At 49.6% G+C, this 19,188-nt stretch carries 15 protein-coding genes; 10 read left to right on the top strand and 5 right to left on the bottom strand.

Features of this window, described 5'->3' with window-relative positions:
- The first annotated feature begins 66 nt into the window (after positions 1-66).
- The 7 genes from ACYVEA_RS13615 to ACYVEA_RS13585 all read left to right on the top strand — a co-directional run bounded on the left by ACYVEA_RS13615 (position 67) and on the right by ACYVEA_RS13585 (position 11,156).
- The gene (locus ACYVEA_RS13615) at positions 67-3,057 is read left to right on the top strand and encodes a SusC/RagA family TonB-linked outer membrane protein (RefSeq protein WP_461113976.1); all 2,991 of its coding nucleotides are present in this window, start codon (positions 67-69) and stop codon (positions 3,055-3,057) included.
- 15 nt (positions 3,058-3,072) lie between these two features.
- Entirely contained in the window at positions 3,073-4,545 is a 1,473-nt protein-coding gene (locus ACYVEA_RS13610; RefSeq protein ID WP_461113975.1) for a RagB/SusD family nutrient uptake outer membrane protein, read from the top strand.
- A 155-nt stretch (positions 4,546-4,700) separates the two neighbouring features.
- Complete coding sequence (locus ACYVEA_RS13605; protein ID WP_461113974.1) at positions 4,701-5,675, top strand: hypothetical protein; 975 nt, start codon at positions 4,701-4,703, stop codon at positions 5,673-5,675.
- A 155-nt stretch (positions 5,676-5,830) separates the two neighbouring features.
- Positions 5,831-8,083 (top strand): outer membrane protein assembly factor BamB family protein, encoded by a 2,253-nt coding sequence (locus tag ACYVEA_RS13600; RefSeq protein WP_461113973.1) that lies wholly within the window; start codon positions 5,831-5,833, stop codon positions 8,081-8,083.
- Positions 8,084-8,108: 25 nt separating this feature from the next.
- Complete coding sequence (locus ACYVEA_RS13595) at positions 8,109-9,116, top strand: 2-dehydro-3-deoxygalactonokinase (protein WP_461113972.1); 1,008 nt, start codon at positions 8,109-8,111, stop codon at positions 9,114-9,116.
- A 4-nt stretch (positions 9,117-9,120) separates the two neighbouring features.
- On the top strand, positions 9,121-9,765 hold the full coding sequence (locus tag ACYVEA_RS13590; RefSeq protein WP_461113971.1) for a bifunctional 4-hydroxy-2-oxoglutarate aldolase/2-dehydro-3-deoxy-phosphogluconate aldolase: 645 nt from the start codon (positions 9,121-9,123) through the stop codon (positions 9,763-9,765).
- Between the two features lie 53 nt (positions 9,766-9,818).
- A complete protein-coding gene (locus tag ACYVEA_RS13585; protein ID WP_461113970.1) occupies positions 9,819-11,156 on the top strand; it encodes an MFS transporter in 1,338 nt (445 codons plus the stop codon).
- Positions 11,157-11,262: 106 nt separating this feature from the next.
- Here ACYVEA_RS13585 and ACYVEA_RS13580 read toward each other — a convergent pair whose 3' ends face one another.
- Positions 11,263-13,143, bottom strand: coding sequence for a monovalent cation:proton antiporter-2 (CPA2) family protein (locus tag ACYVEA_RS13580; RefSeq protein ID WP_461113969.1), 1,881 nt, complete (start codon positions 13,141-13,143; stop codon positions 11,263-11,265).
- A complete protein-coding gene (locus ACYVEA_RS13575) occupies positions 13,140-13,742 on the bottom strand; it encodes an NAD(P)H-dependent oxidoreductase (RefSeq protein ID WP_461113968.1) in 603 nt (200 codons plus the stop codon). Before ACYVEA_RS13575 ends, ACYVEA_RS13580 begins: the two co-directional genes overlap by 4 nt.
- A 494-nt stretch (positions 13,743-14,236) precedes the next feature.
- On the opposite strand from ACYVEA_RS13575, the gene ACYVEA_RS13570 reads away from it, so the two are divergent.
- Positions 14,237-14,638: a hypothetical protein gene (locus tag ACYVEA_RS13570; protein ID WP_461113967.1), complete on the top strand. Its 402-nt coding sequence runs from the start codon at positions 14,237-14,239 to the stop codon at positions 14,636-14,638.
- Between the two features lie 95 nt (positions 14,639-14,733).
- On the opposite strand, the gene ACYVEA_RS13565 is transcribed toward ACYVEA_RS13570, so the two are convergent.
- Both ACYVEA_RS13565 and ACYVEA_RS13560 read right to left on the bottom strand, forming a co-directional pair.
- Positions 14,734-15,186 carry an FKBP-type peptidyl-prolyl cis-trans isomerase gene (locus tag ACYVEA_RS13565; RefSeq protein WP_461113966.1) on the bottom strand — a complete coding sequence of 151 codons (453 nt, stop codon included), beginning with the start codon at positions 15,184-15,186 and terminating at the stop codon, positions 14,734-14,736.
- A gap of 207 nt (positions 15,187-15,393) precedes the next feature.
- Positions 15,394-16,380, bottom strand: coding sequence for a sugar phosphate isomerase/epimerase family protein (locus tag ACYVEA_RS13560; RefSeq protein ID WP_461113965.1), 987 nt, complete (start codon positions 16,378-16,380; stop codon positions 15,394-15,396).
- Between the two features lie 192 nt (positions 16,381-16,572).
- On the opposite strand from ACYVEA_RS13560, the gene ACYVEA_RS13555 reads away from it, so the two are divergent.
- Together ACYVEA_RS13555 and ACYVEA_RS13550 are read left to right on the top strand one after the other, a co-directional pair.
- A complete protein-coding gene (locus tag ACYVEA_RS13555) occupies positions 16,573-16,941 on the top strand; it encodes a PadR family transcriptional regulator (protein WP_461113964.1) in 369 nt (122 codons plus the stop codon).
- 37 nt (positions 16,942-16,978) lie between these two features.
- Positions 16,979-17,503 carry a hypothetical protein gene (locus ACYVEA_RS13550; protein WP_461113963.1) on the top strand — a complete coding sequence of 175 codons (525 nt, stop codon included), beginning with the start codon at positions 16,979-16,981 and terminating at the stop codon, positions 17,501-17,503.
- A 50-nt stretch (positions 17,504-17,553) separates the two neighbouring features.
- Here the strand turns inward: ACYVEA_RS13550 and proS are convergent, their stop codons facing one another.
- A complete protein-coding gene (proS, locus tag ACYVEA_RS13545) occupies positions 17,554-19,026 on the bottom strand; it encodes a proline--tRNA ligase (RefSeq protein WP_461113962.1) in 1,473 nt (490 codons plus the stop codon).
- Between the last annotated feature and the right edge of the window lie 162 nt (positions 19,027-19,188).

The following is a 19,188-nucleotide window of genomic DNA, read 5'->3' as shown; positions in this document are numbered from 1 at the left end:
AGCCCGTGGATACCTTATTAAGACTATACAATCAAATCTCCTTTTTTCCTTAATAAACCTATACACATGAAAAAAACTGTAAAACTATTCGTTTTACTGCTGCTTCTGGGGCAAAGCTATGCCTTCGCCCAGAATGCCAGAGTAACCGGTAAAGTTACCGGTCCAGACAATCAGGGATTGCCTGGTGTCAATGTTCAGGTGAGTGGTACAACGACAGGTACCTCCAGCGATGCGGCAGGTAATTTCGCTATCAATGCAGCCAGTAACGCGTCGCTGGTATTTTCAAACATCGGGTATGTGGGTCAGACAGTTCCCATTAACGGGCGTTCGGTGATCAATATCCAGATGGCCGAAGACCAGAAAACACTGAGCGAAGTGGTGGTGGTTGGGTACGGTACGCAGCGCAAAGTCGACGTAACCGGCGCATTAACGGCCATTTCCACCAAAGAATTTGCGCAGCAACCCGTCACGCGGCTGGACCAGGTCTTGCAGGGCCGTGCTGCGGGTGTGCAGGTGAGCCAGACAAATGGCGCACCGGGTGGCGATGCCCGGATCAGGATCAGAGGGGCCAACTCCGTACTGGGCAGCAACAACCCGCTCTATGTCGTGGATGGATTCCTGGGCGCTGATTTCAACTTCGTAAACCCAAACGACATCGAAACCATTCAGATTTTGAAGGATGCCGCATCGACCTCCATTTACGGGAGTCGCGGGGCGAATGGCGTCGTTATCATTACGACCAAGAAAGGGTCTAAAGGCCTTAAAGTTAATTATGAAGGTCAGTTCAGTACGTCGGAAGTTATCAAAAAATATGACGTACTACCGGCTGGTGAATTTGCTGAAATCGTGAACGCCCGTTCTACTGCTGTCGGTACCGGTTTACCATTCACCAGTGACCAGATTGCGCAGTTCAAACAAAATGGCGGCACCGACTGGCAGAGCCTGGTATTCCGGAATGGTAGCGGCCAGCAACACCAGATTACCCTCTCGGGTGGTGGTGATAAAACGACCTTTCTCGTATCAGGGAACTACTTAAACCAAAACGGCATCGTCAATAACAGTGGGTTTAAGCGCTACAACCTGCGGACTAACATAAATACACAAATCAATGATAAACTTTCGTTTCGGTTGAATCTGTGGGGTACGCGCTCGCAAAACCACAATACCCTCGACGGTGGAGCCATCGTTCAGGCATTGGCCTGGGCACCCACAACGCCTGCTTATGGTGCTGATGGGCAGCCTACTTTTACGGACCCGATTGGTTCTGTGTATCGTAATCCGCTGGATTATTTGTATGATCAGTCAGTCGATGCGAACAAGAGTGGCCTCAACATTAACGCCGGGATAAACTACAAACTTCCTATCAAAGGGCTATCGATCGATCTGCAGTATGCCATCAATTACCTGAACACGCAAAACCTGAATCTGAACGGTAAGCGACTCTCGAACAACGTACCAACAGCTAGCCGGTATTCGTCGGAACAGTTGACACTGCAAAACACGAATAACCTGAATTACGACGTCAAAATCGGCGACCACTCGATCAACGCCGTTGCCGTTCTGGAAACGCAGCAGTTCACTGACCGTAACTTTACAGCGAGTGCATCGGGATTACGGTTTCCGCAGTTAGGCTACGACAATCTGGGCCTTAATACCGCGGCTACAGTTGCATCGGCCTATCAGAAATGGACAATCCTTTCGTTGCTGGGTCGTGTCAACTACGGTTACAAGGACAAATATCTGGTCACGGCGGCCGTTCGTCGGGATGGATCATCCAAGTTTGGGTCGGGGAACAAATACAGCGTTTTCCCCTCTGTAGCGGTAGGCTGGCGGTTATCGGAAGAGGAGTTTATCAAAAAACTTAACGTATTCAGCAACCTGAAACTGCGCGGAAGCTGGGGTATGACGGGTAGCCAGGCCCTCGGTGCTTACTCTACGATATCGACGTACAGCACAGCCCAGGTTGCCTACAATAATTCAGCCGCTACGGCGGGCGTGCTGTTAGGCAATCCGGGTAACCCAGATCTAAAATGGGAGACTACCAAGCAGGTCGATGTAGGTTTGGAAGCGGAATTCCTGAACGGTCGGCTACACATTGAAGCGGACTATTTCAAGAAAAATACGTCTGACCTGCTCCTGAACGTAGCGATTCCAAGCTATGCCGGTGGTGGTACTCAAGCCCGGAACGTGGGAGAAGTGGAAAACAAAGGGTTTGAATTTTCGATTGGAGGCACACCCCTGATTGCTGGCAGCTTCCGTTGGGAAACGAATCTGAATTTCTCGACTTTACAGAATAAAGTGCTCGATCTAGGTGGTTATCCAAGGCTTGGTACAGGCACGGGCGTCGGCGGTGGCATGTCCACGACCAACGAGTTTATGCTGATACCAGGGGAGCCGCTGGGTTCTTACTGGGGCCTGAATTATCTGGGCACCTGGAAACCTGGTGAAGCCGATGCGGCTGCCAAGCAAGGCCGCGTACCGGGCGATCCGCATTATCAGGATTTGAACGGCGACAACACCATCACAACGGATGACTTCCAGATTATTGGCCGGGCCTTCCCGAAAGCTACGGGCGGCTGGAACAACACCTTTTCGTACAAAGGGCTGACGCTGAACGTATTCTTCAACGGGGTGTTCGGCGTCGACAAGCTCAACTACACCCGGGCAGCTGCCATGTCGGGGGCGGGTGATGCCCGGCAGTTCATTCTGTCGGAAATCCGGGATTACTACCGACCCGGCAACGAGTCGTCTAACGTACCGGCCTTCACGAAGACATATCAGCCCTTCACGCAGTCGAGCCGGTTTATTGAAGATGGCAGCTTTGTTCGGCTGAAAAACGTCAGTCTGTCCTACAACGTACCAACGAGTTTCCTTAAAAACAAAGCGAACATCCGGGTATTTGCCAGCGCTACAAACCTGTTGACAATCACCAAATACAAAGGTCCAGATCCAGAGTCGGCTCGGGTGGGATCGAACTCCGATACCGCCATCGGTATTGACTACGGTTCTTATCCAAATGCAAAACAATACACACTCGGTATAAACCTGGGCTTCTAAACTCCTTGATAAATCATGAAAAAATTACTCATAATTGGCATGGCGGCTATGCTCACGGCAGGCTGCAAAGGGTACCTTGAAGAAGATACAACCGGGCTCTTATACGGCGGCAACGTTCTCTCAACCCAGGATGGGCTGGAGTCAGCCCTGACGGGCGCCTATCGGGGTCTGGGCAACCAGTGGACCTACGGGTTCCTGCATCCATCGGCCAATGCTGCCGTGCTGGGTGCCGACGACGTAACCACGCACCCAGCCAGTAACAAAGCCGACTGGCGCGAATTCGACCAGTTTAACGTATCGACCACAAACCAGCGTTCGGGCGCCGTTTATAATGGGTGTTATAAAGCGATTCAGGGCGCCAACAACGTCATTAACAACTACGCAAAAACGGTTGGTACCAAAGCGACGATTGATATTATTGCCGGAGAAGCCTTTTTTATTCGTGGGTTCTCCTACTATTGGCTGACCCGCTTTTATGGCAATATTCCGCTGGTCACGGCTGGTGAATATTCGGCCGACCTGTTAACCATCAAAAAATCGACACCCGCTGAAGTGTACGCCCTGATCGTTGAGGATTTGAAGAAAGCCGAAACGATGCTACCAAATACCCGTCGCGATCCGGGTCGGCCCAATGCGGGTTCGGCGAAGGCGTTCCTGGCCGATGTATATCTAACGATGGCTGGCTGGCCGCTGAAGCAAACCGACAAATATGATCTGGCTGCTGCTAAAGCGAAAGAAGTAATCGACAACCGCGCTACGTATGGTTTTGCCCTGATGCCAACGTTTGCCGAGGTCTTTGCGAACGACCCGGCCGTGGCAATCATTCCGGAATCGGTGTTTCAGATCAACGGCTTTACGGGCGGTAGCGGTACGGCAAATGCTACGTATGGTAACACGACCATGCCGGGCGAAGAAGGCGGCTGGGACGACATGTTTGCCGAGCTTAATTTCTTCAAAAATTTCCCATCCGGTCCCCGCAAAAACGCTACGTTCCGGACGCAGTTCGGATTAGGCGCCACTACCATCCCCTGGGAACAGAGTCTGACAAAACACCCATATTACCAGAAATGGTACATTAAGGGCAACATCGTTACGTCCAGCATTTCGCTGCCCACCGTTATGATGCGCTACCCGCACGTACTGACCATTTATGCCGAAGCCAAAGCCCGCGGCACGGGTGGTCCCGACCAGGCTGCGTATGATGCACTCAATGCGGTTCGGTCGCGGGGTTTACCGGCGGGTACAAAAGCCCTGACACCGGGCGACGGTCTCACGGCCGCTCAGTTTGCCGATGCGGTAGTACAGGAACGTGCCTGGGAGTTTGCCTGCGAACGTACGCGCTGGTTTGATCTGGTTCGTCTCGAACAGGTAGAAGCCGCCAACGCAGCCAAAAGCCCTGAGGATCTGCAACCCATCAAACCCATCACCAAGGCAAATTACTGGTTCACGCTGCCGTACACCGACACGTCAATAAATCCGAATCTGTAGGTGAATTGACCCCACCTCAACCCTCCCCTGAAAACCAGGGGAGGGAGCTGGCTAACTCTAATAATTGACTCTTGTATATTCGAGAACTCACCCCTCCCCTTAGTTCAAGGGGAGGGGCTGGGGGTGGGGTAAATTCACATAAAACACGTACCACATTGAAAAAGGCAATTATCGCAACAGTCGCATTTTTCGGGTTAGGTGCCGCGACCTTACCACTGGCCGACTTTCCACAGGCGGAGTTAACCAATGGCCTAATCCAGACATCATTATACTTACCCGATGCATCGGGCGGCTACTATCAGGGTACTCGCTTCGACTGGTCGGGGGCGTTTAAAGATCTGACGTACAAAGGCCATAGTTTCATCGAACCCTGGTTTGAAAACTACGACCCAAAACTGCACGATGCGATTAGCGGACCCGTAGAAGAATTTACGCCACTGGGTTACGCCGATACCAAGCCCGGCGATACGTTCGTGAAGATTGGCGTGGGTACGCTCCGCAAACCCGATGATAAAAACTACGCTTTTGCCAAGTATTACGACGTAGTGGATCAGGGAAAATGGACCATAAAAAAACAAAAAGACCATATTGACTTTACCCATGAATTAACCAGCCCAACAGGCTATGCCTATCGCTACACGAAAACCGTTCGACTGGCGAAAGGCAAACCTGAACTGGTGCTGGAACACAGCCTGAAAAACACCGGCAAATTACCCATCGAGACAAGTACGTATGACCACAACTTCTTCATCATTGACAAACAACCTACCGGCCCAACCGTAAACGTTGAGTTCCCATACACTATAAAGGCCGAGGGAAAAGGCTTCGGTACAACTATTCTGCCTCAGGGGAATCGTCTGGTTTATTCGCGGGATTTAGAGAAAAAAGAACAGGTCTACACGGCTAGTCTGACAGGGTACGACGCTACACCTAAAGGCTATGACATCCGCATCGAAAACCAGAAAACAGGCGCGGGCGTACACATCACCGGCGATCAGCCGCTGGAAAAAATAGTCTACTGGGCCTGCGCCACTACGTCCTGTCCGGAACCGTATATTCATTTGACGGCGGCCCCTGGCCAGGAAGTAAAGTGGAAAATAGCGTATGAGTTTTACGAAAAAGCGAAATAGCTGCCCGGCGTAGTCTCCAGACGCCGGTCGTAGATCGGGCAACGCCTGAACGTAGTCTGGAAAGTACGCTCAACAATGAAAAAAAGCATATAATCTAAAGAATTAACACACAAGCATTCATTCCTTAACCTATACCTAACTAACTCAACTTTCTAATGAACTTCTTATTAAAATCCTCCATCGGAATTCTGGTTCTGGGAGGTTTCCTGTCCGCAAACTGGGCTAATGACGTAGCAAATCCACAAGCACCAGCGGATGACTGGCCAACGTACGGTGGCAATAATGCCGGGAATCGGTACTCCCGATTGACGCAGATCAATACGCAAAATGTGAAGAATCTGACCCTTGCCTGGACCTACGAAACAGGCGACAATGCAACTGCCGGGCAGCGTGGTATGGACATTCAATGCCAGCCGATCGTCGTAAAGGGGGTGCTTTACGGCACATCGCCCCGCATGAAACTCTTTGCCGTCGATGCTGCCACGGGCAAACAACACTGGCAATTTGATCCCTTTGCCAATCCTGAAAAAAGGCCCCGGTTTCACCCGGTCCGTGGCGTTGTGTACTGGGAAGACGGCGACGACAAACGTATATTGTATTCAGTTGGCTCCTATTTATACGCCATCAATGCCTCAACGGGTAAGCTGATCGAGAGCTTCGGCAAGAACGGCGAAGTTGATCTGCACGAAGGTCTGGGCGATAAGGAAACCATCGGGCACGATCTGGCAAACTTCTCAATACGAGTCACCACACCCGGTGTCATTTACAAAGACTTACTGATTACAGGTTCAGCCGTAAACGAAGGTGGCGATGCCCCTCCGGGCTACATCCGGGCGTTTAACGTGCGTACCGGCAAACTAGCCTGGGTATTTCACACCATCCCGCTGCCCGGTGAGTTTGGGTATGAAACCTGGGCAAAAGATTCGTACAAAAAATTGGGTGGTGCCAACTGCTGGGCGGGTATGGTCATCGACGAAAAGCGGGGAATTGTCTACGCAGGCACGGGCTCGCCCTCGGTTGATTTCTACGGCGGTGCCCGGGAAGGGCAGAATCTGTTTGCCAACTGTGTCATCGCTTTGAACGCCGAAACGGGTAAACGGGTGTGGCACTTCCAAACCGTGCACCACGACCTATGGGATCGCGACCTGCCCTGCCCACCCAACCTGATTACGGTTAAACACAATGGCCCCGACGGTCGGCCCCGAATGGTTGATGCGGTAGCGCAGGCCACGAAGGACGGTTACGTATTTGTGTTTGACCGCGATACGGGGAAGCCGCTGTTTCCAGTAAATGAAGTACGCGTTCCCACTTCCCCGGCTTTGCCCGGCGAGAAACCCTGGCCTACCCAGCCCGTTCCGACTAAACCGGCGCCTTTTGTCCGGCAGGAATTAACGGAAGCTGAAATTACGACCCGCACACCCGAAGCCCACGCTTTCGTACTGGACCGGTACAAAAACAGCCGACACGGAAGCAAATACATGCCCCCCAGCGAAGAAGGCACGTTGTATTATGGCTTTGGCGGTGGTGCCGAATGGGGTGGCAATGCGGCCGATCCGGACGGCATTCTGTACCAGAACGCGAACACCATGTTGTGGTGGTTGAAGATGCGGGACAGCCGGATGCAGGGCAAGAACGTAGCGATGACACGCGGTTCGTCTCTTTTTAACACCAACTGTTCGGTATGCCACGGCTTGAGCAGTAAAGGAAGTGCTGAGGCCAAAGCGAGCGCGTCGGCAGCGCAGGCGTATCCTGACCTGACCGATGTAGGCAAGCGGCTGGACCGCGAGCAGATCAACACCCTTCTGGCAACCGGCCGCGGTCGGATGCCGTCATTCGGTCACTTATCCAAAGAAGATCGTGATGCCATCGTCAACTTTTTACTGAAGACAGAAACGAAACCCGCTAGTACGACAGCAGCGCCAGACATTCATAGCTCGGTTGTTACGTCGCCTGTGGCCGAAGGAGCTGATTTCCCATACATGCCGCCCTACCTGAACAATGGAAATACGCAGTTCCGGGATCAGGATAATTATCCGGCCATCAAACCACCCTGGGGGACCCTGAACGCCATTGACCTGAACACCGGCGAATATCTTTGGCAGGTACCCCTGGGTGAATATCCGGACCTGATCAAAAAAGGGCTGCCGCCCACAGGTACCGAAAACCATGGTGGGCCAATTGTGACGGCTGGTGGGCTGGTTTTCATTGCCGCTACGTATGACGAAAAACTTCGGGCCTTTGACAAAAAAACAGGTAAAATCGTGTGGGAATACAAGTTGCCCGCCGGAGGATTTGCTACACCTATTACGTATATGGCCAATGGAAAGCAGTATATCGTAATTGCCGCGGGCGGTACTCGCTATGGTCTCAAGCCAGGTGGTTCTTATGTTGCCTTTGCCTTGCCGTAAGTAGTACTAGAAAACGATAGAAATCATGAAAAACTATCTGTTAGGTTGCGACTGGGGTACGTCCTCTTTTCGGCTACGACTTATAAACACTACTGATATTCAGCTCATTGGAGAAATCACTTCGCAGGAAGGGATTGCCAATACGTTCACATCCTGGAAGGCAAATGGCGAGCCGACAGGGATTTCCAGAGAGCAGTTTTTCCGGGTGCAGCTACAGCGCCAGATTGACCTACTGGCCAAGCAGTTAACCATCAATCTGGATGATATTCCGGTGGTCATTTCCGGTATGGCCTCCTCCTCCATTGGCATGGACGAAGTGCCGTACGCTACGTTACCGTTCCCGACTGATGGTAGCCTGGCCAGCATCAAGCGCCTGGATACGCAGGTTGATTTTGCGCACGACATTATACTCATATCAGGTGTCAGAACGGAGCACGACGTTATGCGCGGGGAGGAAACTCAATTAATTGGCTTGCTCGCTTTATTAGACACTCTACATGTTGATAGTGAAGAGTCGATCCTGATTTTCCCAGGTACGCATTCGAAGCATATTTACATCCAGAATCAGCAGGTAGTCGACCTTCAAACGTTTATGACGGGCGAAGTATTTAACCTCATGTCGCACTACAGTATTCTGAAAGATTCTGTAGAGTCCAACGGTTTGACTGTTTTCGAAGAAAGTGAATTAGACGCCTTTAAAGCTGGTATCAATCAATCGCATGATTCCTCAATTCTCAATAGCCTTTTCAGGGTCAGGACGAATCAATTATTCAATCAATTAACCAAGCGGCAGAATGCGCTTTATTTGAGTGGATTATTAATTGGCAATGAGCTAAAATCACTTATAAACCAGCCGACCTGGCAATTGATTTTATGCAGTGGAAATAATTTATATGAACTGTATAAACTGGCGATGGAAGAACTTCACTTATCGGAACGGACAATTACTATTTCAGCTGATTTAATTGATAAAGCGACGATCGCTGGACAAGTAAAAATAGCCCAGAATCAGCTATTACCTTTAAGCAAATAACAGCATGGCACAAAACGCATTTTCTTGGGAGTTGTTTACAAAAGCGCCAATTGTCGGAATCATCAGGGGGTTATCGGCCGAGGTTGTTAGCCAGATTCTTCCCATCTATCGGGAAGCCGGTCTGACGACCATCGAGATAACCATGAATACCCCCGGTGCGGAAGCGATGATTCAACAGGCGCTGGAAACGAACAGTGAGGGATTGAATATTGGGGCTGGCACAGTTTGTACGAAAGAGGATCTCGACCGGGCGCTGGACGCTGGTGCACAGTTTATTGTCACGCCCATTATCAATAAAAAAGTTATTAAAGCCTGCGTGAAACGTAATGTGCCCATTTTCCCCGGTGCTTTTACACCCACCGAGATTTATAACGCCTGGTCACTTGGTGCTTCGATGGTGAAAGTTTACCCAGCTACGTCTTTAGGCCCCGACTATATAAAAGACCTGAAAGCGCCTATGAATCAGCTCAAAGTCATTCCAACGGGTGGCATTAGCCTCGACAATATGGCCGCTTATTTTAAAGCCGGTGCCAATGGTGTAGGTATTGGTAGTCATCTGTTCGATAAGTCGCTCATTCAGCAGAAAAACTGGTCAGGCTTGAAAGAACATTTTCAGCAATTCGTACAAACAATGATGAATTATAAATAATGAATGAATTTCCTTTAGGCGTATTTATAATTCATCATTTATAACTCTCTATCATGCTCAATTTCAAAATAAAAAATTATCGCTGGCTGATTGTTTTTCTATTATTTGCCGCAACGACAATTAATTACCTCGATCGGCAAATAATTGGTTTATTGAAGCCAATTCTGGAAAAAGAATTTAGCTGGAGTGAAACTGATTTTGCCCATATAGTCATGGCATTTACGGCAGCCTACGCGGTTGGTCTGTTAGGCTTTGGCTGGATCATTGATAAAATAGGAACGAAAGCGGGCTATTCTATTACCATTATTATCTGGAGCATTGCCGGTATGCTTCATGCCGTTGCCCGAAGTGTTACGGGCTTTAGTCTGGCACGTATTGGATTAGGTATTGGCGAAGCCGGAAATTACCCCGCTGCGGTAAAAACGGTGGCCGAATGGTTTCCCAAAAAAGAGCGTGGTCTGGCAACGGGTTTATTTAATGCGGGCACTAGTATTGGCGTTGTGGTAGCCGTAATTATTGTGCCCTGGATTTTAAATCATTTCGGTTGGCACGAAGTTTTCTGGATCACGGGCGCATTAGGTTTTGTCTGGCTACTATTTTGGCTGATCTTTTACGAAATTCCGACCAAACAAACGCGTTTAACCGCCGAAGAGCAACACTATATTGTCAGTGGTCAGGAAGAAACAAGTGGTGAAGAAAACGACAAACATTCGGTCAACTGGTTTAAATTATTTACCTATCCGCAAACCTGGGCCTACATTACGGGCAAGGGATTGATTGACCCGATTTACTGGTTTTTTCTATTTTGGCTTCCCTCCTATTTTGCCACTACGTTTAACCTGGACTTAAAGAAACCAAGTTTCGAATTAATGCTAATTTATACGGCTACCACAATTGGTAGTATCGGCGGTGGATATTTATCATCCTGGCTGATCAAGAACGGATGGCTGACTATTAAAGCCCGCAAAACGGTTTTGCTGGTATTTGCTACGTTAGAACTTTCGGTCATTCTGACTCAATTTGCAACTGATCGCTGGGTGGCTGTTGGGCTTATCAGTCTGGCCGTTGCCCTGCACCAGGCCTGGGCTACGAACGTTTTTACGCTGGCCTCCGACATGTTCCCGAAGCAGGCCGTCAGTTCGGTGGTGGGCATTGGCGGTACGGCGGGTGCGGTAGGTGGTATTCTTTTTCCGATTCTGGTCGGTAGTCTGCTCGATACGTACAAGGCTGCGGGGAATCTGGCGGGAGGCTACAATATATTATTTACCATTTGCGGATTTACCTATCTGGTGGCCTGGCTCATCATCCACCTGCTTACCCGAAACGCCCAACCCATTGATACGAATGAACTGACCGAAGTTAACGTGACACAGGCGCCCGCGCAGGTCTAAAAATTCAACTATTGACGCTGTTTAACTCGCTTAAACGAGGAAACAAGTTAGAGTCATTGAGCCGTGTCGATCATCAAGAGCGTCACGGCTTAATGAAGGGTATACGTTATCGGCTGATCATTTCTTTTCGTAGCGACTCATTATCCCAACCTTCCTCTACTTCCCGAAGCCAGCGGTCGGTTTCGTCGGAACGTATCAGTTCTTCCAGTTCTTTGATTCGGCGTCGGGTTGTATCGAAATACTGGCTGCGATCCCCCCGGACACCGGCCTGTTCTTGTAGGGCGTCTTCGTCGTGCCGACGGAATAACCGCGCCGAACGCTCCGCATAATAGGCCCGACCACCCAATAAACGCATGACATCAACCCCCGTTCGCAGGGACGTATCCAGGGTTTCACGATAGATATGTTCTACACCCGCCCCCAGAAAATCGTAGGCATCCCCCCTATCGTGCGCCCGTACAAAAATGGTTAAATTCGGGAAATGCTTCTTAACGGTCTTCACTAACTCGAGCGATTTATGAGCTGACTCCAAAGCGATTACGATAATTTTGGCCTCATGGGCTCCGGCCGAGTGTAGCAGATCATAACGCGATGCATCTCCATAATACACCTTCAACCCAATTTTTCGCAGGGTTTCTACCCGATCGGCGTCAAAATCCAGTACGGTTGTGCCAACGCCATTGGCGCGCAGAAAACGACCGACGACATTATTGAACGTATCAAATCCGGCAATAATGACCGGGTTCTTTTCTTCGATCCGATCGGCCTCTTTTTCGGGTTGCAAACTCCGGGTGAGCCGGGGCAACAACACCTTCTCGGTAAGCAGAAAAAGAATGGGTGTCAAGGCCATACTAATGGCCACTACGGCGGTCAACACCCCGGCGGTGTAGCTGTTCAGGATGCCGTTCTGCTGCGTGAATGAAAGCAGTACAAACGCAAATTCGCCAATTTGTGAGAGTCCCAGCGCGAATAGCAAGTTCTGATCTTTGGCGAGTTTAAAGCGATTGCCCAACACGCCCAGCACAATCGCCTTTAACGTCATTAAGCCCAACACGAGCCCAGCGATTAGCAGTGGATTATCGAGAATTAATGAAAAATCGACGGACGCACCCACCGAAATAAAGAATAAGCCTAACAGCAATCCCCGGAACGGGCTAATGTCGCTCTCCAACTCGTGTTTGTACTCGCTGTTGGCCAGAACAACGCCCGACACAAAAGCACCCAGGGCCGGACTGAGTCCTACTGATTCCATCAGCCAGGCCACTCCTCCTACCAGGAGAAAAGCAGATGCAATGAATACCTCCCGCAAACCCGTTCGGGCAATGATGCGAAAAACCGGACGCATAACGAACCGCCCCAGCAAAACGACTAATAGCACGGCACCCACTACCGCCAATGGCTGCACCCAACTCGGCAAGCCACTCAACATGGACTCCGTTTCGGCCCCTTCGCCAGCGTGCTCTACCGGAAACGTAGCCAGCAAGGGTAGTATAGCCAGAATGGGAATAACGGCGATATCCTGAAATAACAACACCGAGAACGTCGACTGGCCGGCCGGTGTTTGTATCAAGCCCTTTTCGGTCATGGTTTGTAAAACAATCGCCGTTGACGACATCGCCATAACCATGCCGATTGCCAGCGCTTCCTGCCACGGTAGTCCAACCAGAATTGCTCCGCCCCCAATAACTAGGGAGGTAACCAGCACCTGCAAACCACCCAGACCCACGACCGGCACACGTAGTTTCCAGAGCAATTCGGGTTCCAGTTCCAGGCCAACCAGAAACAGCATGATCACTACGCCAAATTCAGCGACGTGCATAACCCCTTTTCCTTCTTCACCGATCAGCCCCAACACGGCAGGCCCGATCACCATACCCGCTATCAGGTAGCCTAATACCGACCCTAGTCCTAAACGTTTGGCAATGGGAACGAACACGACTCCGGCTGCCAGATAAATAATCGCTTGTTCTAGTACTAAATGACTCATAATGGATAAGGTTGGGTTATTAAGTCGTTGGCATAAACCGATTGTTGCGCAAGGGTTATGTCAATATCATCGGCTGTCAGGCGTTGTACCAGCGTACGATACTGCTGAGCAGCGGCCAGCACTTCTTCATCCGTCATGCGGTGGGTTCCATGCACAGCAAAGGGGGGCAGGTAGATCATTTTACAGAGCGTAGCGGTTCGCTCAAAAGGCGTTAGAAACTGGCGTACCGTGAACTGATGAAATCCGGTTTTGGTATACGCTTCCTGGGGCCCTCCTGACGTAAAAACGTTCATCATCTTTTTGCCAACCAGCGCATTACCCTCCTTGCCATAGGCCCACCCGTGTTCCAGCGTCAGGTCCTCCCACTGTTTGACGATGGCAGGAGCGCTGTACCAGTACATGGGATGATGTAATAAAATATACTCATGACGAAGGAGTAGATCCTGCTCACGGTCGATGTCAATATCAAAATCCGGATACTGTTCGTAGAGATCATTTACCGTCACCGAAGGCAAATCACGCACGGCGTCAATAAGCACTCGGTTGGTTCTTGACTTCTCCAGAGCGGGATGAGCAAAATGAATCAGAACGTTGGACATAAGAACGGGTAGGACAAAATACACGAAGTAACCAGGCAGCCTGCTTCGTGATTTCGTGGCGTTGAGTTTTACTTATTTATCAGGCGAAACTATAATAATACTAAATCTATTGCCAATAACATAAGCAGAACGGCACAATTTTACTTTTTTAGTACTTTACCAAGAATGATACGTATACAAATCGTACCGGCTAATCGAAGAGCAGGTTAACTAAAACATACCTCTTCCGGTTATCTTTTTGCTACCGTTCGGTCAATAGTTGACAAATTGTAACATTTTGTAACTTATCTTACTTTCAGAAGCTGTACTCTATTTTTTAATTATCGCTTATCACCAAGTTATTTACGCATGTGAACTCTTCCTGCCGATTATGTCAACATAAAAAATTGCCCGACTAAGCCTATCAATAACAATTAATTTGAGAGGCATTCGAACCCGAAACGCCACAGGTAAGCACCGACGTACGTACATACGTCTATACTCTGAACTTCGTCATGGAAGATTTCACTCCGGAACAAATTATTGGAATCACGAATAGCTATACAAACATGGCCCGTGCCCTGAATAAATTTCAGGTTATGCACTGGCCGGACCTGACCCTTGAGCAACAATTAGACCTCAATGCCTATCAGAATAGCCTGCTTAACCGAGGACAGGATATTTATACGCGAACGATTCGCCCTGCCTTTAAAAGTGCAAGCGAAATGTCGGCCATTGTTCGGCATGCCACCGACGAAGCGACACTCAGTCTACAACGGATGAACGACCCGGTCGTTGCCCTTAACATTGGCGCGATTACCGTTGCTCTTGCCGCTTATGTAGCCCGGTCGAACGTACGAGGCATTCAGACGGCCCTTCGGGAACTCAGCGAACTTCTACAAATGGAAATAGAGTAAGGGAGAAAAGGGACGAGGGGGACAAAAGGGAGAAAGGATTTGCCTGCGCACATACCCTATTCCCGTTTGTCCCCCTCGTCCCTTTTCTCCCTTTCCTATAGAATCAATCCAGAAGGCGATTTAACACCTACGAGTTCAATGGCAAAGGTCAAATCCTGACCAGCCAATGGATGGTTTGCATCGAGTGTTACGTTCGTATCGGTAAGTTCACGAACAATAACCGGAATAGGTCGTGGATTACCATCTTCGTGCATATTGAGGGTCATGCCCACTTCCAGTGGAATATCATTCGGGATATCCTCTCGGTTCAGCGTAAAGATCATATCTTCATTGGCCGGTCCGTAAGCGTCTTCTACGGGGATGCTAATGGTTTTCTTCTCGCCCTGGTTCATTCCAGCAACGCCTTCATCGAAGCCTTTGATTACCTGTCCACTACCAACAGTGAACTCCAGCGGAGTGCGGCCTTCTGATGAGTCGAAGATTGTACCGTCGGTCAGGGTTCCGGTATAATGCACCTGAACGGTATCGCCAGATTTTGCTTGTGCCATAATGCTACGTGTTTTTTGGTAACGTGCCGTAAAAGTACCGGAACTTCCGGCAAGGTTGGAGCTACACGCTAACTTTTGACCAACTAGCTAGTAAGGGCAAAAGTTCACAATTCAGCCTTTTCCAGGGCCATTAATGAGGCATTTTACCGACTCGTTACCCGGCGTATTACCAGCCTGTGATGCACGATTTTGGTAACTGAGTTTAGCTTAAACCAGCATTTTTTTCAAATTTTCATAACTAGTCGTAATGCTCTCAATGGGCTGTGCCGCTAAATCCTGCTCAACAAAAAAGTACTTTAAACCGGCCGTTTTAGCCGCAGCAAACGCCTTTTTAAAATCGACAACGCCATTACCGACTTCTGTGATGGTTTTAAGATCGGCCTTGATGTCTTTGGTATGCCAGAGTGGAAAACGACCGGGATGCTCATCAAACAATTTAACCGGATCTTTGCCGGCTTTTGTCGCCCAGGCCAGATCTAATTCCATCTTGACCAAGTCCTTATCCGTCTGCGACAGGATCAGATCATACGGCGTTTTGCCACCCTCCACCGGGTCAAATTCCGTAGCGTGGTTATGGTAAGCAAAGCCGATTCCTGCTTTTTTGCAGGCTTCACCCGTTTTCTGAAATACCTCAATCGACTTCTTAATTTCGTCGAGTGTCGCTACGGGCGTACTGGCACAAACCAGATACGTTAATCCACCTTCGCCCGCTTCATCGACAAGCTGCTGGTAGTTATCCCGAAGGCTCAGCAACGGCGGCATTTTGGAAAAATCCATCGATGGACGCGGGGTTGCCCCGGCTTGCCCACCACCCGTTGCTCCCGTAGTGCTACTCGGCGGAGCAGGTCTTGGCTTAAAGGGGGCTCCCATAGCATGATGCGCCCGCCAGGTCATGCCCAGACCTTCCACCAGTGATTTAAATTCTTTCGCTTTATAGCCGTAATAACCACCCCGCAAACTAAACGCCGATTCGATTTCTTTATAGCCAACAGCCGCTACTTTTTCGAGCGTCCCCTTCGGATCGTCGCTCATTGGCTTAAAAAGGGTAAATAGCTGAAGGCCAATTGGAGGGGCAGCCACAGCTGGCAAGAGTGGGCTGCCTTTGGCAAATTGTGGCAATACAAGGCCGGGTAGTGCCAGGCCACCCAGGGTTAGGGCTCCAGCATCCCGCAGGAATGAACGTCTGGTTTTCATAGGTTGGTCATTTGAAACGTAAGACAGGTTTATCAAAGCCCTGGGGCAAAACTCCTTCCGGGCAGTTACTAGGCCGAAAAAGTTGGACTAAGTAACAACTTTTCCCACCGTCGGCGAAAAATAAATTTTGAATATATTGGAAGCTTATATATTATTACAGTAGTTTATACAACGTACTTGGCTTTATGCAATATGGAACCATCAGGTAATGAATTTCTGCGGGGTACCCTGAAAACAATTGTGTTGAAGCTCCTGGCCGAACGAGGTACGTCGGAGCCAACCCGGATGTATGGGTACGAAATTACGCAGGCCGTTAAAGAACGAACGAAGGGCGAAATTGTCCTGTCGTTTGGGGCGTTATATCCCATTTTGCACAAGTTAGAGCAGGAAGGTCTTTTGACAACAGAAACTGAAGAAGTAGAAGGACGACTACGTAAGTATTACTCACTAACACCGCAAGGCACTGAAACGGCTGTCCAGAAAGTCTCTGACTTTGAACGCTTTATGGATACAATGCGTGGTCTGTTGCAACTACCCATTACTTTAGCGACTGGTCACTGAGCCCTACTTAAACCAACCCATAAACCTATACAGAATCATGGAAAAACTCAGCCCGCAACAAATGGCGACGTTGCACAACCACCTGATTCATAGTGGCTCTAATGACGCTCTGGTCGACGAACTGTTAGATCATATTGCCTGCGAGGTAGAATATTACATTTATCTGGGGCTACCGTTTGAGAAAGCGCTGAGCACGGTTCTGGAACAAGCTGATATAAAGGCTGTTCGGCATCTACGTGACACGTATCAGACTGATCTGGCCATGACAGACGAGCAGCTTCAACAGGCAAGTTTGGATGACATCGTGTTTGAGTTCCGCAATAAAGCCTACGGAGCTTACGACTTACGACAGGCGTACCGTACTACGTTGCGAAACGCCTTCATTATGGCCATCGGACTATGTATGATGCTTATGGCTATGATGGACGGTATCAGCCGACGAAGCTGGTCGTACACCAGTCTGGCGGGCATAGTCTGGCTGATTGGCCTCTCTGGCGTTACGTTCGCGGTGTATAGCTGGTATATGCAACGCATGCGTCAGCAGCAGCTCTCACTTAGGTAGTGTAGTTGACACTACTGAAATTAAAAAAGGCGGCCGGATGGCCGCCTTTTTTAATAAGCCCGTGCAAACACGACTCGACCTGTTGAGGGTTTGCCAGAGAAAATGCAAACGCCTTCTTCAGCTTCCTGATCAAACGGGATGCAGCGTATCGTAGCTTTTGTAGCTTCTTTAATCGCTTCTTCGGTTTCGCTGGTACCGTCCCAGTGAGCTAGCAGGAAGCCACCTTTTTCAATCTGCTCTTGAAACTGCTCGAACGTATCGACCCGGAACATATTCGCCTGACGGAACGCCTTTGCCTTCTCGTATATCGTCTGCTGAATATCGTCCAGCAGATTTTTGATACGTTCTGTCAATCCGTCGAAGGACACCGTTTCCTTGATTTTCAGATCACGACGGGCAATTTCAACCGTACCATTTTCCAGGTCACGACCACCCATCGCCAACCGAACGGGCACACCCCGAAGCTCGTATTCTGCAAATTTCCAGCCGGGTTTGTTCGCGTCCGAATCGTCGTATTTTACCGAAATACCAGCTTTCTTTAACTCCTGCACGAGGGGCTTAATTTTCGCCGAAAGGGCGTCCAGTTGTTCTTCAGTACGGTAGATCGGCACGATAACGACCTGAATTGGCGCCAGTTTTGGCGGCAACACCAGCCCGTCGTCGTCGGAGTGCGCCATAATGAGGGCACCCATCAATCGCGTGGAAACGCCCCACGAGGTTCCCCATACGTAATCAAGCTGGTTCTGTTTGTTCAGGAACTGCACATCAAACGCCTTCGCAAAATTCTGTCCCAGAAAATGTGAGGTACCGGCCTGCAGCGCCTTACCATCCTGCATCATCGCTTCAATGCACAACGTATCTTCAGCCCCGGCAAACCGCTCATTAGCGGTTTTAGCGCCTTTTATGACAGGTACGGCCATCCATTCCTCGGCAAACTGTGCATACACGTCAAGCATCTGTCGCGTTTCGGCCTGGGCTTCGTCGGACGTAGCATGAGCGGTATGGCCTTCCTGCCAGAGAAATTCGGTGGTACGCAGAAAAATTCGGGTTCGCATCTCCCAACGTACTACATTAGCCCACTGGTTAATAAGCAATGGCAGATCCCGGTAGGACTGAATCCAGTTTTTGTACGTACTCCAGATAACGGTTTCCGACGTGGGCCGTACGATCAGCTCTTCTTCAAGTTTTGCTTCAGGATCAACAATGATGCCCGAACCATCTTCGGCATTTTTCAGCCGGTAATGCGTCACTACGGCACATTCTTTAGCAAAACCAGCCACGTGCGAGGCTTCTTTGCTTAGGAACGACTTGGGGATAAACAGCGGAAAATAGGCGTTACTATGGCCTGTTTCCTTGAACATATCGTCCAGAGCGCGCTGCATTTTTTCCCAGATCGAAAAGCCGTAGGGTTTGATGACCATACAGCCCCGTACCGCAGAATTTTCGGCCAGATCGGCTCGTTTAATTAACTCATTATACCACTCGGAGTAGTTTTCACTACGGGACGGAATCGCTTTTGCCATGCGTAAGTAAGTCGTCAGTCGATAGTTGATAGTCAAAAGCTACTGGATAATTGTTACAACTCCGTTACTCTTGACTGACGACTAGCGACTATAATTGACTTTTTTTAGAACAGATTAAACCTTTATTAACAAATAGGAATCTAATAACAGAGAACTTGCAAA

Source organism: Spirosoma jeollabukense (assembly GCF_054777855.1).
This window is presented reverse-complemented; position numbering and strand designations above follow the sequence as displayed.

Coding starts and splice junctions, on each gene's coding strand:
- ACYVEA_RS13615 (WP_461113976.1), top strand. CDS start 67: ATGAAAAAAACTGTAAAACTATTCGTTTTACTGCTGCTTCTGGGGCAA.
- ACYVEA_RS13610 (WP_461113975.1), top strand. CDS start 3,073: ATGAAAAAATTACTCATAATTGGCATGGCGGCTATGCTCACGGCAGGC.
- ACYVEA_RS13600 (WP_461113973.1), top strand. CDS start 5,831: ATGAACTTCTTATTAAAATCCTCCATCGGAATTCTGGTTCTGGGAGGT.
- ACYVEA_RS13595 (WP_461113972.1), top strand. CDS start 8,109: ATGAAAAACTATCTGTTAGGTTGCGACTGGGGTACGTCCTCTTTTCGG.
- ACYVEA_RS13590 (WP_461113971.1), top strand. CDS start 9,121: ATGGCACAAAACGCATTTTCTTGGGAGTTGTTTACAAAAGCGCCAATT.
- ACYVEA_RS13585 (WP_461113970.1), top strand. CDS start 9,819: ATGCTCAATTTCAAAATAAAAAATTATCGCTGGCTGATTGTTTTTCTA.
- ACYVEA_RS13580 (WP_461113969.1), bottom strand. CDS start 13,143: ATGAGTCATTTAGTACTAGAACAAGCGATTATTTATCTGGCAGCCGGA.
- ACYVEA_RS13575 (WP_461113968.1), bottom strand. CDS start 13,742: ATGTCCAACGTTCTGATTCATTTTGCTCATCCCGCTCTGGAGAAGTCA.
- ACYVEA_RS13570 (WP_461113967.1), top strand. CDS start 14,237: ATGGAAGATTTCACTCCGGAACAAATTATTGGAATCACGAATAGCTAT.
- ACYVEA_RS13565 (WP_461113966.1), bottom strand. CDS start 15,186: ATGGCACAAGCAAAATCTGGCGATACCGTTCAGGTGCATTATACCGGA.
- ACYVEA_RS13560 (WP_461113965.1), bottom strand. CDS start 16,380: ATGAAAACCAGACGTTCATTCCTGCGGGATGCTGGAGCCCTAACCCTG.
- ACYVEA_RS13555 (WP_461113964.1), top strand. CDS start 16,573: ATGGAACCATCAGGTAATGAATTTCTGCGGGGTACCCTGAAAACAATT.
- ACYVEA_RS13550 (WP_461113963.1), top strand. CDS start 16,979: ATGGAAAAACTCAGCCCGCAACAAATGGCGACGTTGCACAACCACCTG.
- proS (WP_461113962.1), bottom strand. CDS start 19,026: ATGGCAAAAGCGATTCCGTCCCGTAGTGAAAACTACTCCGAGTGGTAT.